This window comes from Citrobacter sp. Cpo065 (genome assembly GCF_030332805.1).
Taxonomy (GTDB): domain Bacteria; phylum Pseudomonadota; class Gammaproteobacteria; order Enterobacterales; family Enterobacteriaceae; genus Citrobacter; species Citrobacter portucalensis.
Genome location: NZ_JAOWHC010000032.1, coordinates 91,936 through 109,907, shown reverse-complemented (window position 1 = coordinate 109,907; position 17,972 = coordinate 91,936). Strand labels below are relative to the sequence as shown.

The 17,972-nt window shown below is 48.3% G+C and carries 15 protein-coding genes; 8 read left to right on the top strand and 7 right to left on the bottom strand.

The window, feature by feature from the left end:
* The 5 genes from OGY68_RS14420 to OGY68_RS14400 are packed head-to-tail and all read left to right on the top strand — an operon-like array spanning window position 1 to window position 5,163.
* The gene (locus tag OGY68_RS14420) at window positions 1–990 is read left to right on the top strand and encodes a glycosyltransferase family 2 protein (protein WP_045899695.1); all 990 of its coding nucleotides are present in this window, start codon (window positions 1–3) and stop codon (window positions 988–990) included.
* Between the two features lie 14 nt (window positions 991–1,004).
* Complete coding sequence (locus OGY68_RS14415; RefSeq protein ID WP_057067650.1) at window positions 1,005–2,216, top strand: glycosyltransferase family 4 protein; 1,212 nt, start codon at window positions 1,005–1,007, stop codon at window positions 2,214–2,216.
* Window position 2,217: 1 nt separating this feature from the next.
* Window positions 2,218–3,330, top strand: coding sequence for a glycosyltransferase family 4 protein (locus OGY68_RS14410; RefSeq protein ID WP_057067649.1), 1,113 nt, complete (start codon window positions 2,218–2,220; stop codon window positions 3,328–3,330).
* A 2-nt stretch (window positions 3,331–3,332) separates the two neighbouring features.
* Window positions 3,333–3,740 carry a hypothetical protein gene (locus OGY68_RS14405; RefSeq protein WP_003826052.1) on the top strand — a complete coding sequence of 136 codons (408 nt, stop codon included), beginning with the start codon at window positions 3,333–3,335 and terminating at the stop codon, window positions 3,738–3,740.
* A 31-nt stretch (window positions 3,741–3,771) separates the two neighbouring features.
* Window positions 3,772–5,163 carry a DUF4832 domain-containing protein gene (locus OGY68_RS14400; RefSeq protein ID WP_286617145.1) on the top strand — a complete coding sequence of 464 codons (1,392 nt, stop codon included), beginning with the start codon at window positions 3,772–3,774 and terminating at the stop codon, window positions 5,161–5,163.
* A 46-nt stretch (window positions 5,164–5,209) separates the two neighbouring features.
* Here the strand turns inward: OGY68_RS14400 and galE are convergent, their stop codons facing one another.
* From galE to melR, 6 genes are all read right to left on the bottom strand, one after another.
* On the bottom strand, window positions 5,210–6,226 hold the full coding sequence (galE, locus tag OGY68_RS14395) for a UDP-glucose 4-epimerase GalE (protein ID WP_003826055.1): 1,017 nt from the start codon (window positions 6,224–6,226) through the stop codon (window positions 5,210–5,212).
* A 52-nt stretch (window positions 6,227–6,278) separates the two neighbouring features.
* Window positions 6,279–7,217, bottom strand: coding sequence for a glucosamine inositolphosphorylceramide transferase family protein (locus OGY68_RS14390; protein WP_057095098.1), 939 nt, complete (start codon window positions 7,215–7,217; stop codon window positions 6,279–6,281).
* A gap of 207 nt (window positions 7,218–7,424) precedes the next feature.
* Window positions 7,425–8,060 carry a carbonic anhydrase gene (locus OGY68_RS14385; protein WP_003826059.1) on the bottom strand — a complete coding sequence of 212 codons (636 nt, stop codon included), beginning with the start codon at window positions 8,058–8,060 and terminating at the stop codon, window positions 7,425–7,427.
* 154 nt (window positions 8,061–8,214) lie between these two features.
* Entirely contained in the window at window positions 8,215–9,387 is a 1,173-nt protein-coding gene (locus OGY68_RS14380; RefSeq protein WP_057067647.1) for a MalY/PatB family protein, read from the bottom strand.
* A gap of 122 nt (window positions 9,388–9,509) precedes the next feature.
* Complete coding sequence (gene nhaC / locus OGY68_RS14375) at window positions 9,510–10,970, bottom strand: Na+/H+ antiporter NhaC (protein ID WP_286580455.1); 1,461 nt, start codon at window positions 10,968–10,970, stop codon at window positions 9,510–9,512.
* A gap of 193 nt (window positions 10,971–11,163) precedes the next feature.
* Window positions 11,164–12,102 carry a transcriptional regulator MelR gene (gene melR, locus OGY68_RS14370; RefSeq protein ID WP_003826064.1) on the bottom strand — a complete coding sequence of 313 codons (939 nt, stop codon included), beginning with the start codon at window positions 12,100–12,102 and terminating at the stop codon, window positions 11,164–11,166.
* 309 nt (window positions 12,103–12,411) lie between these two features.
* On the opposite strand from melR, the gene OGY68_RS14365 reads away from it, so the two are divergent.
* Window positions 12,412–12,912, top strand: coding sequence for an anti-virulence regulator CigR family protein (locus tag OGY68_RS14365; RefSeq protein WP_057067645.1), 501 nt, complete (start codon window positions 12,412–12,414; stop codon window positions 12,910–12,912).
* A gap of 315 nt (window positions 12,913–13,227) precedes the next feature.
* Entirely contained in the window at window positions 13,228–14,544 is a 1,317-nt protein-coding gene (locus tag OGY68_RS14360; protein ID WP_286617144.1) for a tetratricopeptide repeat protein, read from the top strand.
* Window positions 14,545–14,600: 56 nt separating this feature from the next.
* On the opposite strand, the gene OGY68_RS14355 is transcribed toward OGY68_RS14360, so the two are convergent.
* On the bottom strand, window positions 14,601–16,349 hold the full coding sequence (locus tag OGY68_RS14355; RefSeq protein WP_286617142.1) for a sigma-54 interaction domain-containing protein: 1,749 nt from the start codon (window positions 16,347–16,349) through the stop codon (window positions 14,601–14,603).
* A 381-nt stretch (window positions 16,350–16,730) separates the two neighbouring features.
* On the opposite strand from OGY68_RS14355, the gene dpaL reads away from it, so the two are divergent.
* The gene (dpaL, locus tag OGY68_RS14350) at window positions 16,731–17,945 is read left to right on the top strand and encodes a diaminopropionate ammonia-lyase (protein ID WP_057067664.1); all 1,215 of its coding nucleotides are present in this window, start codon (window positions 16,731–16,733) and stop codon (window positions 17,943–17,945) included.
* The last annotated feature ends 27 nt before the right edge of the window (window positions 17,946–17,972 follow it).

The window sequence follows — 17,972 nt, the reverse complement described above, 5'->3', positions numbered from 1 at the left end:
ATGGACCAAAAACCGTTTATTTCAGTGAGTATTAAAACACTCAATGAATCTAAATGTATTGAGAAGACGATTGACAGTATCCGTAAGCAGCTTATTGATTATCCACACAAAATTATTGTGGCAGATAGTCTGTCAACGGATAACACCCAACAGCTTGCGATCGATAAAGGGGTGACCGTAGTGTCCTTAACTGACCCTGGCGATCGCTGCTGTGGCGTCGGGCACCAGTTAGGTTATCTGTATAGTGAAGGGGAATATCTGCTGCTGATGGACGGCGACATGGAGCTGGAGGAGGACTTTGTGGATCAGGCCGTCGCGTTTTTGCAGGCCGAACCAGAATATGCAGGCGTTGCGGGAACCGTTGAAATGGACGATGCCGTAAACTATGAATTTAAATCGCGTAAGCAACGCATTAATAAAATCTATCCACTCGGGGATAGCGATCATCTGGGTGGCGGTGGGCTGTATCGTCGGTCGGCAATTGAAAAAATTGGTTATCTGACTAACCGTAATTTGCACGCGTATGAAGAGGCTGAACTGGGCCTGCGTTTAATCGAAGCAGGCTATAAACTGCGGCGTCTGGATATTCCTTACTTCAGCCATACGTCACATACGCTGCCGACGTTTAAGATGCTGGCGCGGCGCTGGACCAGTGGTTATTACCAGGCGCCAGGTGAGCTTTTGCGTTGTAGTTGGGGGAAACCCTGGTTTTCCCAGTCATTCAACATCGTGAAGAATGAGGCGGTATTTGCGCTCTACCTTATTCTCTTATTTGTGACGCTGCTCAGTTTAAATATCAATGTGTTTGCCGTTGCGCTTCTACCATTACTGGCGTTTGCTTTGTTGAAGATTGTGCAAAACCGCTCGTTAACAGATGGGCTGCAAAGCGTTATTAATTTAATCGTACGCTCAGCGGGGCTGATCAAAGGTATTTTTTATCCGGTACGCGATCCGCTGACTCCGCCTAACAGTAAAATCATTCATGAATAACCGGGGCAGGCGCCATGAAAGTATTATTGGTTAACAAGTTTTTTTTCATCAAAGGCGGCGCGGAAACGGTTTATTTTCAAGAGCGCGATATGCTGAAACAGGCCGGAGTGCAGGTTATTGATTTCTCTATGCTTCATGAGAATAATTTCCCCTCGGACTATACGGATTATTTCGTAAGTAATGTGGACTACCACAAAGCGAGCAATCTGCTGGGTGGTATCAAAACGGCGGTTAACTTTATTCATAATTCGCAGGCCTGCAAAAAAATGCTGGCGTTATTAGAAAAAGAGCGCCCGGATATTGTCCACTTTCACAACATCTACCATCAGTTAACACCGGCGTTGATTAAAGTTGCGCGCAATTTTGGCTGCAAAACGGTGCTGACTGCGCATGACTATAAGATTGTGTGCCCCGCGTATTCCATGCTGCGCGACGGCAAGGTGTGTGATTCCTGTATTACCGGAACGGTTTTCAATGCCTTCAGGTATCGTTGTCAGGAAGGTTCAGCCTCAAAAAGTTTACTGCTCTCCCTGGAGGCAACCTGGCAGTACATTGCACAAAACTATCAGGCACTGGATGTGATTGTTTCACCAAGCGTTTTTTTACGCGGTGTTTTGCTGCGCACGCTGCCAAATTCGCGCATTGATGTCATCGTCAATGGCGTTGATGACAGTCGTCCGCTGGATGAGGTAAGCGACGAGGGTTATATGCTGTACTTCGGTCGTCTGAGCCGTGAAAAGGGCGTGGCAACGTTGTTGGCAGCGCATAAAAAAATGCAGAACAAAGCGCCGCTGAAAGTTGTGGGGCACGGTCCGTTGCATGATGAATTAGCCGCCAAATACCCTGATGTTGAGTTTTTAGGTTATGTGCAACAAGGGGAAGCCCTCGACAACCTTATTAAGCATGCGCGAGCGGTGATCCTGCCTTCAGAATGCTATGAAAACTGTTCTATGGCGATATTAGAGGCGATGTCCTTAGGCAAACCGGTTATCGGGTCGCGCATCGGCGGTATACCGGAACAAATTCGTGACGGTGTCGAAGGGATTTTATTCGAACCGGGCAATGCGCAGGAGTTAGCTAATGCGATGGACGCTCTGGCCGACTCGCCTGAGAAGGCGAGGAATATGGGCTTACAAGGTCGTGCACGGTTGAGTGAAAAATATGCGCTGAGTAAACATATGGATACCCTACAGGCGCTGTATAAAGAACTGCTGAGCAGGCCATAGTATGAGTAAAAAAATAACGGTTTTTGGAACGCGTGGTATTCCCGATGTATTGGGCGGTGTGGAGACACACTGTCAGAATCTTTATCCTGCCATTAAACAGCAGTTCGACGTGGATATTTGCGTGATCGCTCGCTCGCCATATGTAAATTACAAACTATCGGTATATAAAAAAGTCGAAACCTACGCGCTGTGGGCACCCAAAAAGCGCTCGCTGGAAGCTATTGTCCATTCCGTTATAGCGGCGTTTAGGACACGTATCGACCATTCGGATATTGTGCATGTCCATGCTATCGGCCCTGGCCTTGTGATCCCACTCTTACGCGTGATGGGTAAAAAGGTGGTTTTTACCCACCACGGGCCCGATTACGATCGCCAGAAATGGGGATATGTAGCCAAAAAAATATTGTTGCTGGGTGAGCGTTGGGCGGTGAGATATGCCAACGAGGTGATTGTGATTTCTGAAGTTATTAATCAACTGATCCAGAAAAAACACGGTCGCTATGATGCGCATTTAATTCACAATGGCGTGAACGAGCCGCGGTTATTATCACAGCTCACCATCGACAATACGCTCTCCCGCTTTGGGCTGCAGCCGAAAAACTACCTCGTGGTGGTTGGGCGGTTTGTGGAAGAAAAAGGGATGCATGATGCCATCGCCGCTTATCAACACAGTGGTTTGACCATACCGTTAGTATTAATTGGCGATGCGGATCATCCGACCGAATACAGCGTGCGCCTCAAAAAGCTTGCCGCCGACACGCCAGGTGTTGTGATGACTGGTTTTTTACGTGGTGACGAACTTCAGGCGGTGTTTTCGCAGGCTAAATTGTTTGTGATGCCCTCATACCATGAAGGATTGCCCATTGCGCTGCTGGAGGCAATGTCATTTTCTCTTCCGGCCGTCGTCAGTGATATTCCGGCTAACCTTGAAGTTCAACTGCCCGCCGAGGCCTATTTTAAGGTGGGAGATGTAACCGGTCTGGCTGAAAAATTAGGCCAAGGGGCAACAGCAAATAGCGTGGACTATGGTGTATATTTGCAAAACTACAATTGGCATGAAATCGCCAAAAAGACGGTTAACGTCTACCACTCCATTGATAAAGATATAGGTTAATTTTGACCAGTCCTCAAAATCGTCCTCCTGCCATCGAACGGTTTTACGCTCACCTTGATGAGCGGATAGCGGAGGAATTGACCCCTGAACAAAAAGAAGGGGTGGAAAAAGCGCTCCTTGCTACAACCCTGACTTCGCGGCATCAGATCGATATTCGCAGAAGCTTTCCTTTTTTCAGTAAGCGTTATTATCTGGTTTTTTTGTTTGGCAGAGATTTACGCCGCCAGCATCGCCAGGAATCAACCCTGTCGAGAATGTTGCTCACTTTTTTGCTGCTGATTGCCGTGCTATTCGTCACCTGCTGCATATTGCTGACGCTGTATATGATCAAATCCGCGTTAGGTATTGATGTGTTCCAAAATTTTCACGTAGGTATCTGGGACTGGTGGTTAAGTCTGAAAGACCGCTAGCGTTAACAAATTGGTGGAGGACGTCTTTGCGATGAAGCGTAAATGGGTTTGTGCGTTGTTGTGCATGTTTTTCCCGCTGACGGTTATGGCCGCATTGACGACCGTTACCCCCAAAGCATTGACGGGCCCGTTAACCAATCCGGGGATTGGCGTGGCAAGTTTTCATCAGGGATATGGTGAAACGCTGGGGCTGGCGGACTATCCCAATACCGGATTTGAATACGAGCGTTTTTACTGGCGGGATCTGGAGCCAGTCGAAGGCCAGTACAATTTTGCGTTGGTGGATGATGCCTTCAAATACGCGGCGGCACATCGTCCTGCGATGAATGTCGGGCTACGATTTATGGCTCTGGCAGAGCCGGAAAGCGGTTCGCAAATTCCTGACTGGCTGATTAAAAAAGGTGTGAAAGGAACCTGGACGCCGGATAAAAAGACATTTGCCCCGGATTTAGACGATCCTCTGTTTATTGAATACAGCCAGCGTCTGTTGAACGCATTTGGTAAACGCTACGATGGTAATGAGAATCTCGCGTTTGTTGATATTGGCATGGTGGGATCGTGGGGAGAATGGCATAACAGCAACTTCCCGAACCTGAAGCCATTACTGGAGCGATACACCACGGCGCAACTGGATCGCTACGTCGCGATGCACTTTTCTGCTTTTCCGGTGACACCAAAAACCATGCTGATAAGCGGCGGTCAAAGTCTGGCGAATGCGGTGGCGCGTGGGGCAGGATGGCGTGCGGACTGTTGGGGAGACCTACGCGTATTTTCAGACTCCTGGAACCATATGGCTGATGATTACCCGCAGCGATTGCTGGCTGCACAGCAGAGTTATTCAGGGTTCAACGACGCCTGGAAACGTGCGCCGGTGAGTCTGGAGATCTGCTCGTATATGCAGGACTGGAAGAACACCTTTCACTATACACGTGCTGAAGTGCAGGGGATTTTTGACTGGGCGGTCAAGCAGCACGCCAGTACCATTAACCTGAAATCGAGAACGATTCCCAGCGACTATCGACCGATGGTCGACGATGCGCTGACCAAATTGGGCTATCGATTTCGCCTTGCGTCCCTGAGTCATGAGTCCGTGTGGGACAGCGGACAAACGCTGACATTAATCAGTACCTGGTACAATGAGGGTATCGCACCGATTTATCTGCCTTACATGCTGGCATTCCGGGTCGTAGACAGCGCCAATAAGGTGGTGGCACAGGGGAATTCCGCGGAGGATATTCGCCGCTGGCTCCCCGGTAAGTATCAGGTCAGTTATGCGTTATCTATGCCAGGCCGACTGGCGAAAGGGCAATACGCGATTGAGGTTGCGATGCTGGATAAGTCGGGTGTGGCGAGAATTAACTTTGCCAATGAAGGGAAGCAGAGCAGCGGCTGGTACCGGGTGTCAACAATAACGGTACGCTAGTCAGACACAGCAGCGAGCCTGACGGTCAGGCTCGCTGCTGAGAACATTAAATTTGATACCCATTCGGGTTATTTTTTTGCCAGTTCCAGGTGTCACGCATCATTTCATCAAGGTTGTAGATGGCCTTCCAACCTAGCTCTTTGTATGCCAGCGATGGGTCAGACCAACATTCGGCAATATCTCCGGGTCTTCTGGCGACAAACTGATAGTTTATTTTTGTCTGCGCCGCTTTTTCAAACGCCTCAATCAGATTAATTACGGAATAACCGACACCGGTACCGAGATTAATCACTTTGTAAGCCGCGCCTTTGTTCTGGCAATCCAGCGCGGCTAAATGACCGGTCGCCAGATCCATGACGTGAATATAATCACGCACACCGGTACCATCAGGGGTTGGATAATCATTACCGTACACCGACACGGTTTCCAGCTTACCAATCGCGACCTGAGAGATATACGGAACCAGGTTATTAGGGATACCGTTAGGATCTTCACCAATCCGACCTGATGGATGGGCGCCAACCGGGTTGAAATAGCGCAGACAGGTAATGCGAAAATCGGGTTGTGCACGTGAGAAATCGGCCAGAATTTGTTCGACCATCAACTTAGACGTGCCGTACGGATTAGTGGTACCACCCGTGCGTGATTGCTCGCTCAGCGGTACGCTTTCTGGATTACCATATACCGTGGCAGATGAGCTAAAAATGAAACGATTAACGCCAGCGGCCAGCATCTCATCCAGTAAAACCAGCGTTCCGGTAACGTTGTTTTCATAGTAGGCGAGGGGCTCTTTTATCGACTCTGAAACTGATTTGAGTCCCGCAAAATGAATGACATCGGTGATGTTATGGTCGGCGAAAATGTTTTTTAATGCCTGCCTGTCGAGAACATCGGCGATATAGACAATGGGCTCTCTTCCGGTGAGTTCCGCGACCCTGTCCAGCGAGATTCTGCTGGCGTTCGCCAGATTATCGATGACTACGACATCATCGCCTCTTTCCAGTAGCGTTAACACAGTATGTGAACCAATATAACCTGCACCACCAGTGACAAGAATTGCCATACAGACTCCAGATAAACGGGGATTGATTCACGCCAGTACCATAGAGAACGCGTTATTGGTAACGTTTGGTAAGGTAATAATTGCGATACCTCACCATGCATTTATAAGAAATTTTTTTAAGTATAGATAAAAAGCTGAATTTGTTTATTTTTGTATCATAAACAATATAGTTATTTGAGAAGTTCAGCGTGTGGACGCCGTCACTATGGTTGATCGACGAATTGATTTGTTCGATCAGAGTTTCAGCAAAATTAGTGTCGTTTAGTGTCACTAATTCTTTGATATAGATTGATTTTCCATAATTTTCAGGCGTGCACTCCTGTGTAAGGAAGTACATTTTATTTTCGACCTGATAGGAGGCTCCTGCGCCTCGATGATGAGGATTGCTCACCTTCAATGAGGGGGTAATCCGCTGCCATTGTCCATAAATATGATCTGCTGAATGAATAATTATTTCGTTATCCATCGTGGTGGACAACAGATAACAGGTTTCATTAATTGAGATAAATACGTTGTCGGTTAATTTGGTATCAGAGATTAAAACTTTAACTTGCTTCCAGCGTGCAGGGAACTCAATTGACTGAAACAGTATTACCTCTTTTCTTTCTGAAGACTCGGGGATCATGAACAGTTGATCGTTGATATGTATCAGATAAGGGAATGACAAATGACACTTTAAGTCGTCAAAGCCTTCAAGCCTAATATCTTCAAGTTCAACCAGTTCACGGTCAAGAACGCGACATCGTAGCGTGCCTTTTGAGTTGCGGAAGCTAAGAGCTTCATAGAAAACATACAGTTTATCGTCTTTTTCAATCAGAAAAGGATCGGCCTGAAATGTATATTTCTTTTTTAACTGCTGCGCAGTGGATTTGCTTAATATCTCCAGAGTGTTGTCGGGGAATGAGTGTGTACCATTATCCTTAATAAGCATGATGTCCCACGACTCATGATAAAATAACTTATCCATTATTCTTTTTATTTTTGTTTGCATCTGCACCTGATCCTTTTTATCGCCTGCACCATGTATGAACAGCTGTTTGCGACTCAGTGAATGAGCCTGTCGCAATGTTGTATAAATGTGCGAAAACCGGCGTGGAACACCAGTGGCTACTTTAAAACTAGTCGCAAGCCCCTGTTTTGTCCACTAACAGAAATAGGGATAGGAGATGTCCAGAGCATCCTTGCTCCAGTGGGGGAATTACTCGAAATGCACCTGCGGGTTATCTGCAAGGGAAACGTAGGTTTTGCTGTTTTTATCCAGGGTACGGATTTCACCGCTTTCGATGTCATACACCCAACCGTGCAGACGAAGCGCATTATTGCGCAGCCCAACCGCGACACAAGGATGCGTTTTAATGTTGTTAAGCTGTGCGATAACGTTTTCTTCCACCATGGCGTTAACTTTATCGATTGGGTTATCCCAGGTTTTTTTATCGACCACGGCTTTCGCGGCATCGGCATAGTGCAGCCAGTGAGCGACAGCGGGCATCGGATCCAGGGGCTGGCTATCGGCAATGGCTTTCATCGCGCCACAATTGGAGTGACCGCAGATGACGATATCCGTTACGCCAAGTGCGACAACCGCGTATTCGATGGTTGCGGATACACCACCCGGTTCCGGACCAAATGACGGTACGATATTACCGGCGTTGCGGATAACGAAAAGCTGTCCTGGATCTTGCTGAGTAACGAGTTCTGGTACCAGGCGGCTATCGGAACAGGAGATGAAAAGTGCCTTAGGATTCTGGCTGGATGCCAGGCTGCGGAAGAGTTCCTTGCGTTGAGGGAAAATCTCTTTTTGGAAGTTGAGGAAGCCCTCGATGATATGTTGCATAGCAGTGTCTCTTGTCTCTGTTTAAGCAGGTTATGATGAAGATCACACTTTCCAGTTTAACACCAGCCGACAGAAGGGAAAGACTTTATAGCAGTTCAGCAACATCTTTGGATAATTTTGCCCCACCGTGGCAGGGCAAATCGTGTGATATACGCTATGCGTTCTGCCATTTCTGGTATGCCGCTTTTAGCCTGTTCATCGCGTCTACCAGTACCGGGCGCGGGCAGCCAACGTTGAGTCTCATGTGCCCCTCTCCACCGGGACCGTATTGCGCCCCAGGTGACAGGCCAAGCCTGGCGTCATGCACAAAAAAAGCGCTTAGCTGCTCATCGCTGAGATCCATTTTTTCCGCATTCAGAAATAACAGATACGACGCGCCGCCATACACTATTGAGATCAAAGGACAGTGCTTTTCAATTTCACTTCTCACAAACGCTACATTGTCGGCCAGATAGGCCAATAATTTCTGGTGCCAGTCGGCGCAATGGGTAAAAGCGCTATAAATGGCCGCCTGCTGCAATGAATGCGTCTCGGCAAGGTAGCAGTTATCCAGAAAGTGGTAGAACTGATGGCGTAATTCATCATTCTTAATAATGGCGATTCCGCCCTGGATCGCCGCCGTATTGAAGGTCTTGCTGATGGAAGTAAGCACGATTGACCGACTATCTGGTGCTTCATCAACAGTAAAAAACGGCAAATGGCGCTTTCCTGGCAGGGTTAAATCACTATGCACTTCATCAGACAGAATGATGACGCCAGCCTGCTGGCAATAGTGGCTGATTTTTTCCAACGTTCCCCGCGACCACACCATTCCACCTGGATTATGCGGTGAAGGGAACAAAAACATTTTGCACTGCTTGAGTTTCTCGCTGAAATCATGCCAGTCAAATTCATAGTGCCCGTTTTTCTCAATGAGGCGCGTCTGAATCAAATTCCTACCGCTGGTGTTTACCAGATTAGGATAGGGATCATAGATTGGCGTACAGGTTAAAATATTATCGCCTGGACGGGTAAGCGCCATTAAAGAGAGTACGATAGTTTTTATAACACCGGGAATAAAATGTAACCAGTGTGCCTTGATATCGGCATCATACTGTTGTGCATACCAATGAATAACAGATTCTTTCCATTGTGGATAATCCAGGTTATAGCCTTGCACAGGCTGTGACACCACCGAACGCAGCGTGCTCATGATTGGCTCTGGTGTCGCAAAATCCATATCTGCAATCCACAGCGGTAATACATCGGTGGTACCGTACATCTGTTGTAATTGCCCGTATTTGCGACAATTAACATCCCTTGTGACAATATCATCAAACAAAGACATTGTTGACTCCTGGAAAGTCTCTGAAAATAGTGTAAGCAACGCAAAAGCGAAGAATGTTATGTATATCTAATGGATATGTTTAATTTACCCTGGTGATAGCGAATATTTAGCTATTTAGTCGTTTATGATTTTTGCTCAACCATATTCTCAGTGGCTTCATTGGGCTCATATTTAGCAATGCCAATACCGGTTGCCGCCCACAGTAGGGCAAAGATGACACCGCTGTAACAGAGGATTGCCCAGGGCAAGTAATCAAGCGTGGCAACGCCCAGCATAGTGGCGCAATAAACGCCTGAGGCAGACCAGGGGATAATCGGTTCGACAACGGTTCCGGCATCTTCAGTGGTTCGCGAGAGGTTTTTTGCCGCAAGACCTCGTTTTTTGTACTCCTCTTTAAAGGCATCACCGCACAGCAGCAACGGTAAGGTCCCATTTGCCGTGCAGGCACAGATGGTAAATGTCGTCACAATCGTGGTAGCCACCAGGCGGAATGTGGATTTAACGCCTTTTGTCAGCGCGTTTATCACGGTGTGCAACGAGCCTGTTGCACTCATTGCCCCGGCAAAGCTGAAGGCGCTGAAAACGGTAACGAAGCTGCTAAACATTGAAATAGCGCCGCCTCGCTCCAGTAAGCGGGAAACATCGGAAGACAGTGTCGGCAGATTATCTCCGGTAAGCATTGCGAGCTTAAAGCCACTGACCACGGATTCGCCGACAGAGGATGCCGTGAATTGCTGAAAGATTAACGCCAAAATCATTGAGACTATCGTAGATAAAAAGAGCATCGGAATGGGCGGTCTTTTTGACAGTGAGCCATATAAAACGATGATCGGCGGGAGTAGCAGCAGAATATTAAAGTGATAAATCTGACCAATAGAATTCATCAAGTTGGTAATGTTTTCTGGCGCGCTGGACGAGGCATCAATGCCCATGCCCATATAGCTGTAAACGACGCAGCAAATAATAAAACCCGGGCCGGTAGTCCACAGCAGGTGGCCGATATGCGAGTACAGGTTTACCCCGGCAGCCAGTGCAGCCATGTTGGTTGAATCAGAAACCGGTGAGAGCTTATCACCAAACCAGCAGCCTGAAACAATGGCACCAGCGGCAATGGGCAGCGAGACATTCAGACCAATCGCTACGCCAATCATGGCAATACCAACGGTCCCGATAGAACCCCAGGAGGTACCGGTGCATACTGAGATTAGTGCTCCCAGCATAAATGCCGAAATATAGAAATACTGCGGATTAATCCACTTCAAACCATAATAAATCATCATTGGAATAGTGCCTGACACCATCCATGCGCCAATTAAGAAACCGATACTGGCGACGATTAATATGACCGGCAGCGCTTCAGATATTTTATTGCAAATAGATTGTAGAATGTCATCCCACGTGTAGCCGTGAGCGATGGCGATAAACGAGGCGGTTGCCGTTCCCATCAGGATCATGGGTTCAGCACGAATATTGAAGATAAAATATCCGATGCTAATCCCGCCCAGCATGACTACCATGGGTAAAACTGACCAAAAGAAAGACAATGGCTTTCTGTTGTTGGCGGTACAGTTATTTAATTCCATAATTCCATCCCAATCATTAATGGTTGAACACGTCAAATAAATACCTGCTACAGGTCACTCATGTCTGAGTAACATAGTTGCCAGAGCTCATGGCTGAACCCTATTTTATTAACTGCTGCAGATTATCTTTTTTGACCTGCTATTCTGGTGCTTATATTTTAGTAGTAAGGTAAGAGAACGTTTGGTGAATAAATTACCCCTCGGCATAAGGTGAATGATGTCGGCGTTGTTGACTCAATTTGCGATACTGCTGTGGCGGCATGCCGACGTATTTATGGAACGAGCTGTAAAATCGACTGCTGGAGCGAAATCCTGCAATTGTAGCGATATCCAGAATTGTTTTATCCGTATCGCTGAGTAAAGCCCGCACATGGTTAATGCGCATCGCGGTAATATACTGTTTCATCGTCAGTTGCATCACCCGGTGAAAAATACCCATCGCATAATTGGGATTGAGCTTAACGTGTTCGGCAATAGCATCGACCGTAAGCTGTTTGTCGCAGTTGGCGGCAATAAACTCCAGCATCTGGCTGACGTAAAACTGTGAATGCCGTGAAATACTGTTTTTCTGGGTGCGCGACGTTTTGTTACCCAGTACCGGCCGCCAGCCAGCGAGGCTAAAGCGCTTGAGCATCAGCGCGATTTCATCAATGGCTAACTGGCGAATTTGTTCGTTATCGCTATTGAGTTCATTCTGCCAACGCTGTACTTCAAACGCGCTCAGCTGCTGTGAAGCCAACGAAGTAATCACCATTCCATGGGTCACGTGATTAATCAGCTCCCTGTCCAGCGGCCAGGACAAAAACAGATGCATCGGTAAGTTGAAGATGGCCATCTGTTTACAGTGCCCGGCATCCGTGAGTTGATGGGGAGTACAGGCCCAGAACAAGGTGATAAAACCCTGTTTGCTCTTCACCACTTCGTCATTAAAGAGATACTCCACATCACCATCAAATGGCACGTTCACCTCAACTTGTCCATGCCAGTGGCTGTAGGTCATAGCCAGCGGCGCCCGCAGTTCGACATCCATACGCTGATACTCGGAATAGAGCGCCAGCGGACTTCGCGACTTTTTCTCATAGCTGCGACACATATGGGGGTCGAGCGGCAGCTGCGGGGTACTTTTTGCCATTATGGTTGGGTTCCTGGGTAGTGATTCCGGCCATGGGGTAACGCCAAAGCATGAACATAGCTTAACCGAAAAAAAACGTCGTTTTCTCTCCATTTTCGCGAAGTTATTCCCAAAAACTCAGATCCTGTGCCTGTCGCTTGCCGATCTGAGATAGCGGGAATGGCGAGCTGTAATCTCAAAAACGCTCAATCTGGGGAGCCCATGGCAAAGCAACATCGTTTATTTGCCCATAAATCGGAGTTGAAGCGATAGCCAGTATTCAGCGAATACCGTACATTTTTATTTGTATCCACAGCTTAAGGAATCATCATGTCCAGGCTTCGAACTTTAGCCGCAGCGGTAGTTGCCGTTGCTGCGATGACGATGTGTGCCACTCCTGTGTTGGCTAACCCCGGCAATGGCAACGGAAATGGTAATAGTGGCAATTATGGTAATAGCGGGAACAAGGGGAATAGTGGTCATAGCCAGAAAGGACACGCGGACCAAAAAAATAACGCACAATCTGAACAGCGTAAAAATTATGGTAAGCCGGACCATGTCGATAGTGACATCAGCTATAACGTGGCCAGGCAGTATGCCGTCAGATACGGTCTAACGGGCTATAAGTCACTGCCTCCAGGTATTGCCAAAAATCTGGCGCGAGGAAAACCGCTTCCTCCGGGGATCGCCAGGAAGAGCGTTCCGCCATCAATGTTGAATCAACTTCCGTATTACCCGGGCTATGAATGGCAGGTTATTGGCGATAATCTGGTGCTGATTGCACTGAGCACGGCGATTGTCACCGCTGTTATTAATGGTGTGTTTGATTAAGTTTCAACGCCATGTCCAGACGAAAGGCCATGTTATTAGCATGGCCTTTTTGTTGTGCATTATTCACTAAGGATCACCTGCATAATCAAAGAATTATATTTTACACATTTCCCAGTTAATATCTGATAGTTCTGACATGGATCACAATCGCAGTTAAATAAGTTGGCTTGCCGTTGGAGCATCTCCATTATGTGCCTTTTCTTAACAAGGATTACGTTTTATGAACATTCGGCCTCTCCTCGCCTTCACTTTTATCGGAATATTGTGGGGGCGGGATCTTCACAGGGACAAGCAAAAGAGTGGAATAAAGAACCTGTGGCTGTTTTACAGCAGGGTGCTGAGGCGGGGGATGCGCAGGCGCAGTTTGTGCTTGCAACCGTGTACTTAAAAGGGAAAGAGGTAGAGCAGAATTTCAGTAAAGGCAGCGAGTGGCTGACCAAATCGGCTGAGCAGGGTAATGCGAGTGCTCAGCATCTGCTTGCACTGATGTACTACGAGGGCAAAGGCGGCCTGAAAGATGACAAGAAAGCGGCCGAATGGTTTAGCAAAGCGGCGGCCCAGGGGAATGTCGATGCCCAATACTATCTCGGTGTGCTGTATTTCGAAGGTAAGGGCGTGCAGCAGAATGACAAGAACGCTGTTGAATGGCTGACCCGTGCGGCTGAGCAGGGCAATCTCGATGCGCGTTATCTGCTCGCCTTAGTCTACTTTGATGGTGAGGGCGCGCGCTGGTATGACGGTAAGGTCATTGAGTGGTTTGACAACGAAGTCGGAAAAGGCAATAAGCAGGCCGTCGAGTGGTTAAGCATTGCTGCCGAGCGCGGAAACTATCATGCCATTGAGTGGCTCCATCGTGCGGTTGAGAAGGGCAATCCTGACGCAAAGCGTTTCCTTGAAAGTAAGGCGTCGCTATTAGAGGGCTACAACACCGTTAAGTCATTGAGTAAAGCGGCTGAACGAGGGGATGCCAAAGCGCAGGGATTACTGGGCAGAAAGTACTTTGAAGGTGATGGTGTCGGTCTGGATACTGACAAAGCTTTCGCGCTGTTTAAACAGTCCGCCAGCAAAGGGGACGCGCTGGGCCAGAGCATGCTCGGCGCGATGTATTACCTTGGCGAGGGCGTTGGTGTGGCTCAGGACCACAAAAAAGCGTTTGAGCTGTTTAATCAGGCTGCTCTTCAAGGGGATATGCTGGCCGAGGGCATGCTTGGCATGATGTATGCAAAAGGAGAGGGAACGGCCCAGGACAATAAAAAAGCGGTGGAGTGGCTGGATAAAGCCGCGGCCCAGGGAGATGCAGGCTCGCAGAAAGATCTTGGCTTGATGTATTTAGAAGGTAATGGCGTCGCTCAGGATGATAAAAAAGCCGCTGAGTGGTTTGAACAGGCCGCAAGAAAGGGAAATGCGGAAGCTCAGGGGATGCTGGGAACCATGTACCTTGAAGGCAAAGGGGTAACTCAGGATTATGCTCAGGCGTATATCTGGAGTGCGGTGGCCTTTGCTAATGGGAATTCTGATGCACAAAATGGACTGGATATCGCGCAGAAGAACCTGAATCCGACAGCCCTGAAAGAAGCTGACGACAAGGCCAGACGCTATTTCGAGCAGCATCGAAATCAATCGGCCCTGTAACGCGCTCGGTTGCACAGTATGGTTTTACGTGAGCCTCTTCGTTAAGAGGGGGAGGCTCACAAACCGTACAGTTTTATTTTTCTATAGAGCGTGGCAATGCTGATCCCCAGTTCTGTCGCGGCTTGTTTTTTCCCCTCAACGCTTGAGCCGAATCGCTGGATGACGTTTTCGATAGCTTCCCTTTCCGCCTGTTTTCCTTTGCTGGCAAGCTGACGGGGTTGCGTGGTCATCGTCGTTTTTCTACCGTCAGCGGCGGTGAGCAGGTAAGGGGGAAGATGGCTGGCGTTGATCCCGGCGGCTTCTCCGCGCATCACAAAAATGTATTCGATCACGTTGCGTAATTCGCGAATGTTGCCCGGCCAGTGCCAGGCATAAAGTCGGTTAATAACGTCATCAGGCAGTTTTTGCGGTGGTCGCTGGTAACTGACCGAGAACTCATCGGCAAAATACTGTGCGAGGACCGCAATATCAGCACGGCGTTCACGCAGGGATGGAAGTACCAGAGGGACCACATTCAGGCGATAGAAAAGATCTTCGCGAAACTGATTATTCTCCACCATCGCATTAATGTTTTTGTTGGTCGCGGCAATAATGCGCACATCAATATTGATGGTGTTATTAGAGCCAACGCGGGTGATCGCCTTTTCCTGCAAGACCCTGAGCAGCTTGGCCTGCAGGTGCAACGGCATATCGCCAATTTCATCCAGAAACAGGCTGCCGCCGTTGGCCAGTTCAAATTTTCCCATTCGTCCTTTGGGATCGGCCCCGCTGAATGCGCCACGAACATAACCAAACAGTTCGCTTTCCAGCAGTTGTTCGGGGATAGCCGCGCAGTTGATTGTCACGAAAGGCGCGGCTTTACGTGGACTGCTTTGGTGAATGGCAAAAGCCACGACCTCTTTCCCCGAGCCACTTTCCCCGGTGATGAGCACGCTGGCGTAACTGTTGGCGATTTTACCGATGGTGCTTCTGAGTTGCTCCATTGAGGGAGAGTGACCAATCAGTCGCACCTGCATGTCGGACTCATAAGGGGATGGAGTAAGGTTACTCAGGTAGTCGTGTGCATCACGAAAGATAACCATGGTTAAGCGATCGTTATCCTGTGAGGAGAGCGAAATTTGTTTGCACAGTACATGATGTTTCTGACCTTCAAGCGTCAGCCACGCTTCTTCATCGCCATACAGGCTATCCCCGGTTGTTTCAATGGTCAGTGGTAATCCCTGAACCTCACGGTTGAGGATGCGATCGGCTGAATGATTGGCATGCCAGATAAGACCCTTGCCATCAATTGCCACCACGCCGCGGTCCATAGCATCGATCAGACGCCGAAATGCGCCAAGCGTTTCCTGCGCGCGTAAACGCTCCAGGCATTCAAAGACCTTACTGGAGATCATTACGGCGATTTGCTCAATAAAGGTGACAAATTTATCAATCTGGCTCAGTAACGTGTCACGCTGTGCCTGGGTTGAGCAAATAATCCCGATCACGCCAATCACGCGATTATTGAGAAAAATTGGTGCGTTCAAATCCAGCATTTCAGAACAGTAGTGGTGTTTTTCACATAACTGGCACAGCGGATGCTCGCCGGGATTTTTGATCAGTACCGTTTCTCGCACCTGCAAAACGTGACGATAGATGTAGCCATTTTTGGCCACGTTCTCATTGAGCATATGCCGATATTTCCCGGTACCCGCGATGCGCATTAAAGATTCATCAATGATTTCAACGTCCGTGCCCGTTATGCCAGAAATAGCGTCGGCATAATTGCATATATCATCCTGAATATTGCTGAGTACTGAAATCATGGTACTTCTCCGGCAGTGTGTCACATTTCTCAAGGAAAATGATAAATAGGCGAAGCAATGCAAAAATGATTTGCGAAAAATCAATCTATCACGCTGTTTTTGGATGTTTTTCTTATTTTATCTTCAGCGATCACACTATTTATCAATAATGAGAATTTATCAAAATGAGGCGATAAACTGACGCAGTGATATTTTTTGGTGTCAATTTTTATTTCTATTTAATTTATTGAAATTAAAGCCTTTATTAAAATATTCATAAGAATTTACTCGGTTAATAAAAAGCTGGTAAGCATTTTGCTCTATTGCCAATACCGATAACGGAAATATCTCTGTATTGCACCGATTACAGGGAATGAAATACCAGGACAATGAGGTTTTATGATGCAGGAAAACTTATCATTTTTTATTAACCAGACACCGTTTACCGAACATCCGAACGCGCCGTTGGCACCGTTTAGCCGCCAGGAACTGGTAAAAGCGTTGAATTTTCATCGGTCTATTCCGGGTTACGCGCCGACGCCGCTGTATACGCTACCGGCGCTTTCACAAAAACTGGGCGTTAAAAACATCTGCCTCAAAGATGAATCTCAGCGTTTTGGCCTGAAAGCCTTTAAAGCGCTGGGTGGCTCCTATGCGATGGCGTGCCATATCGCTGAATTAGTTGGTAAGGATATCAGCGAACTGCCGTTTGACGTGATGACCAGCGAAGAGGTACGCCACGATCTGCAAACCGTCACGTTTGCCACCACTACTGATGGCAACCACGGTCGCGGCGTGGCATGGATGGCGCGCCAACTGAAGCAAAACGCCGTGGTTTATATGCCGAAGGGTTCTTCGCAGCAACGTCTGGCCTCTATCCGTAACGAAGGCGCTACCGCTGAGATTGTCGATATGAACTACGACGATGCGGTTCGTATGACCGCAGAGCAGGCCGAAAAGTATGGCTGGATAGTGGTGCAGGATACCGCGTGGGAAGGATACGAAAAGATCCCGCAGTGGATTATGCAGGGCTACGGCACGCTGATGCTGGAGGCGATAGATCAGCTGCATCAGGTTGCGCCGACGCACATTTTTGTGCAGGCAGGCGTCGGCTCGTTTGCCGGAATGGTTCAGGGAATGGTGACGGCAGCCTGGGGGGAGAATCGCCCGAAAGTGATCGTCGCTGAAGCGTTAATTGCCGATTGCCTCTACCGCTCAGCCCGTTCGAAAGAGGGGGATGCCATTGCGGTGGGCGGTGATTTACAAACCGTGATGGCCGGTCTCGCCTGCGGTGAGGCGAACAGTATCGGCTGGAAACTGCTGCGCGATTATGCCAACGCATTTGCCTCCTGTCCTGATGAAGTTGCAGCGTTGGGCATGCGCATGTTGGGTAACCCGCTGGCAGGCGATCCACAGATTATTTCGGGTGAGTCAGGTGCGGTTACTACCGGTCTGCTGGCGCTGCTGATGACCTCGCCTGAACTGGCGCAAACGCGTGAGCAACTGGGGCTGGATGCGCACTCTCGTGTGCTGTTAGTCAGCACCGAAGGGGATACCGACCCGCAACAATATCTGGATATTGTCTGGGGCGGTCAGTACCCGGGCATCAACAAATAATTCCCTGATTGAGAGATATAACGGAGA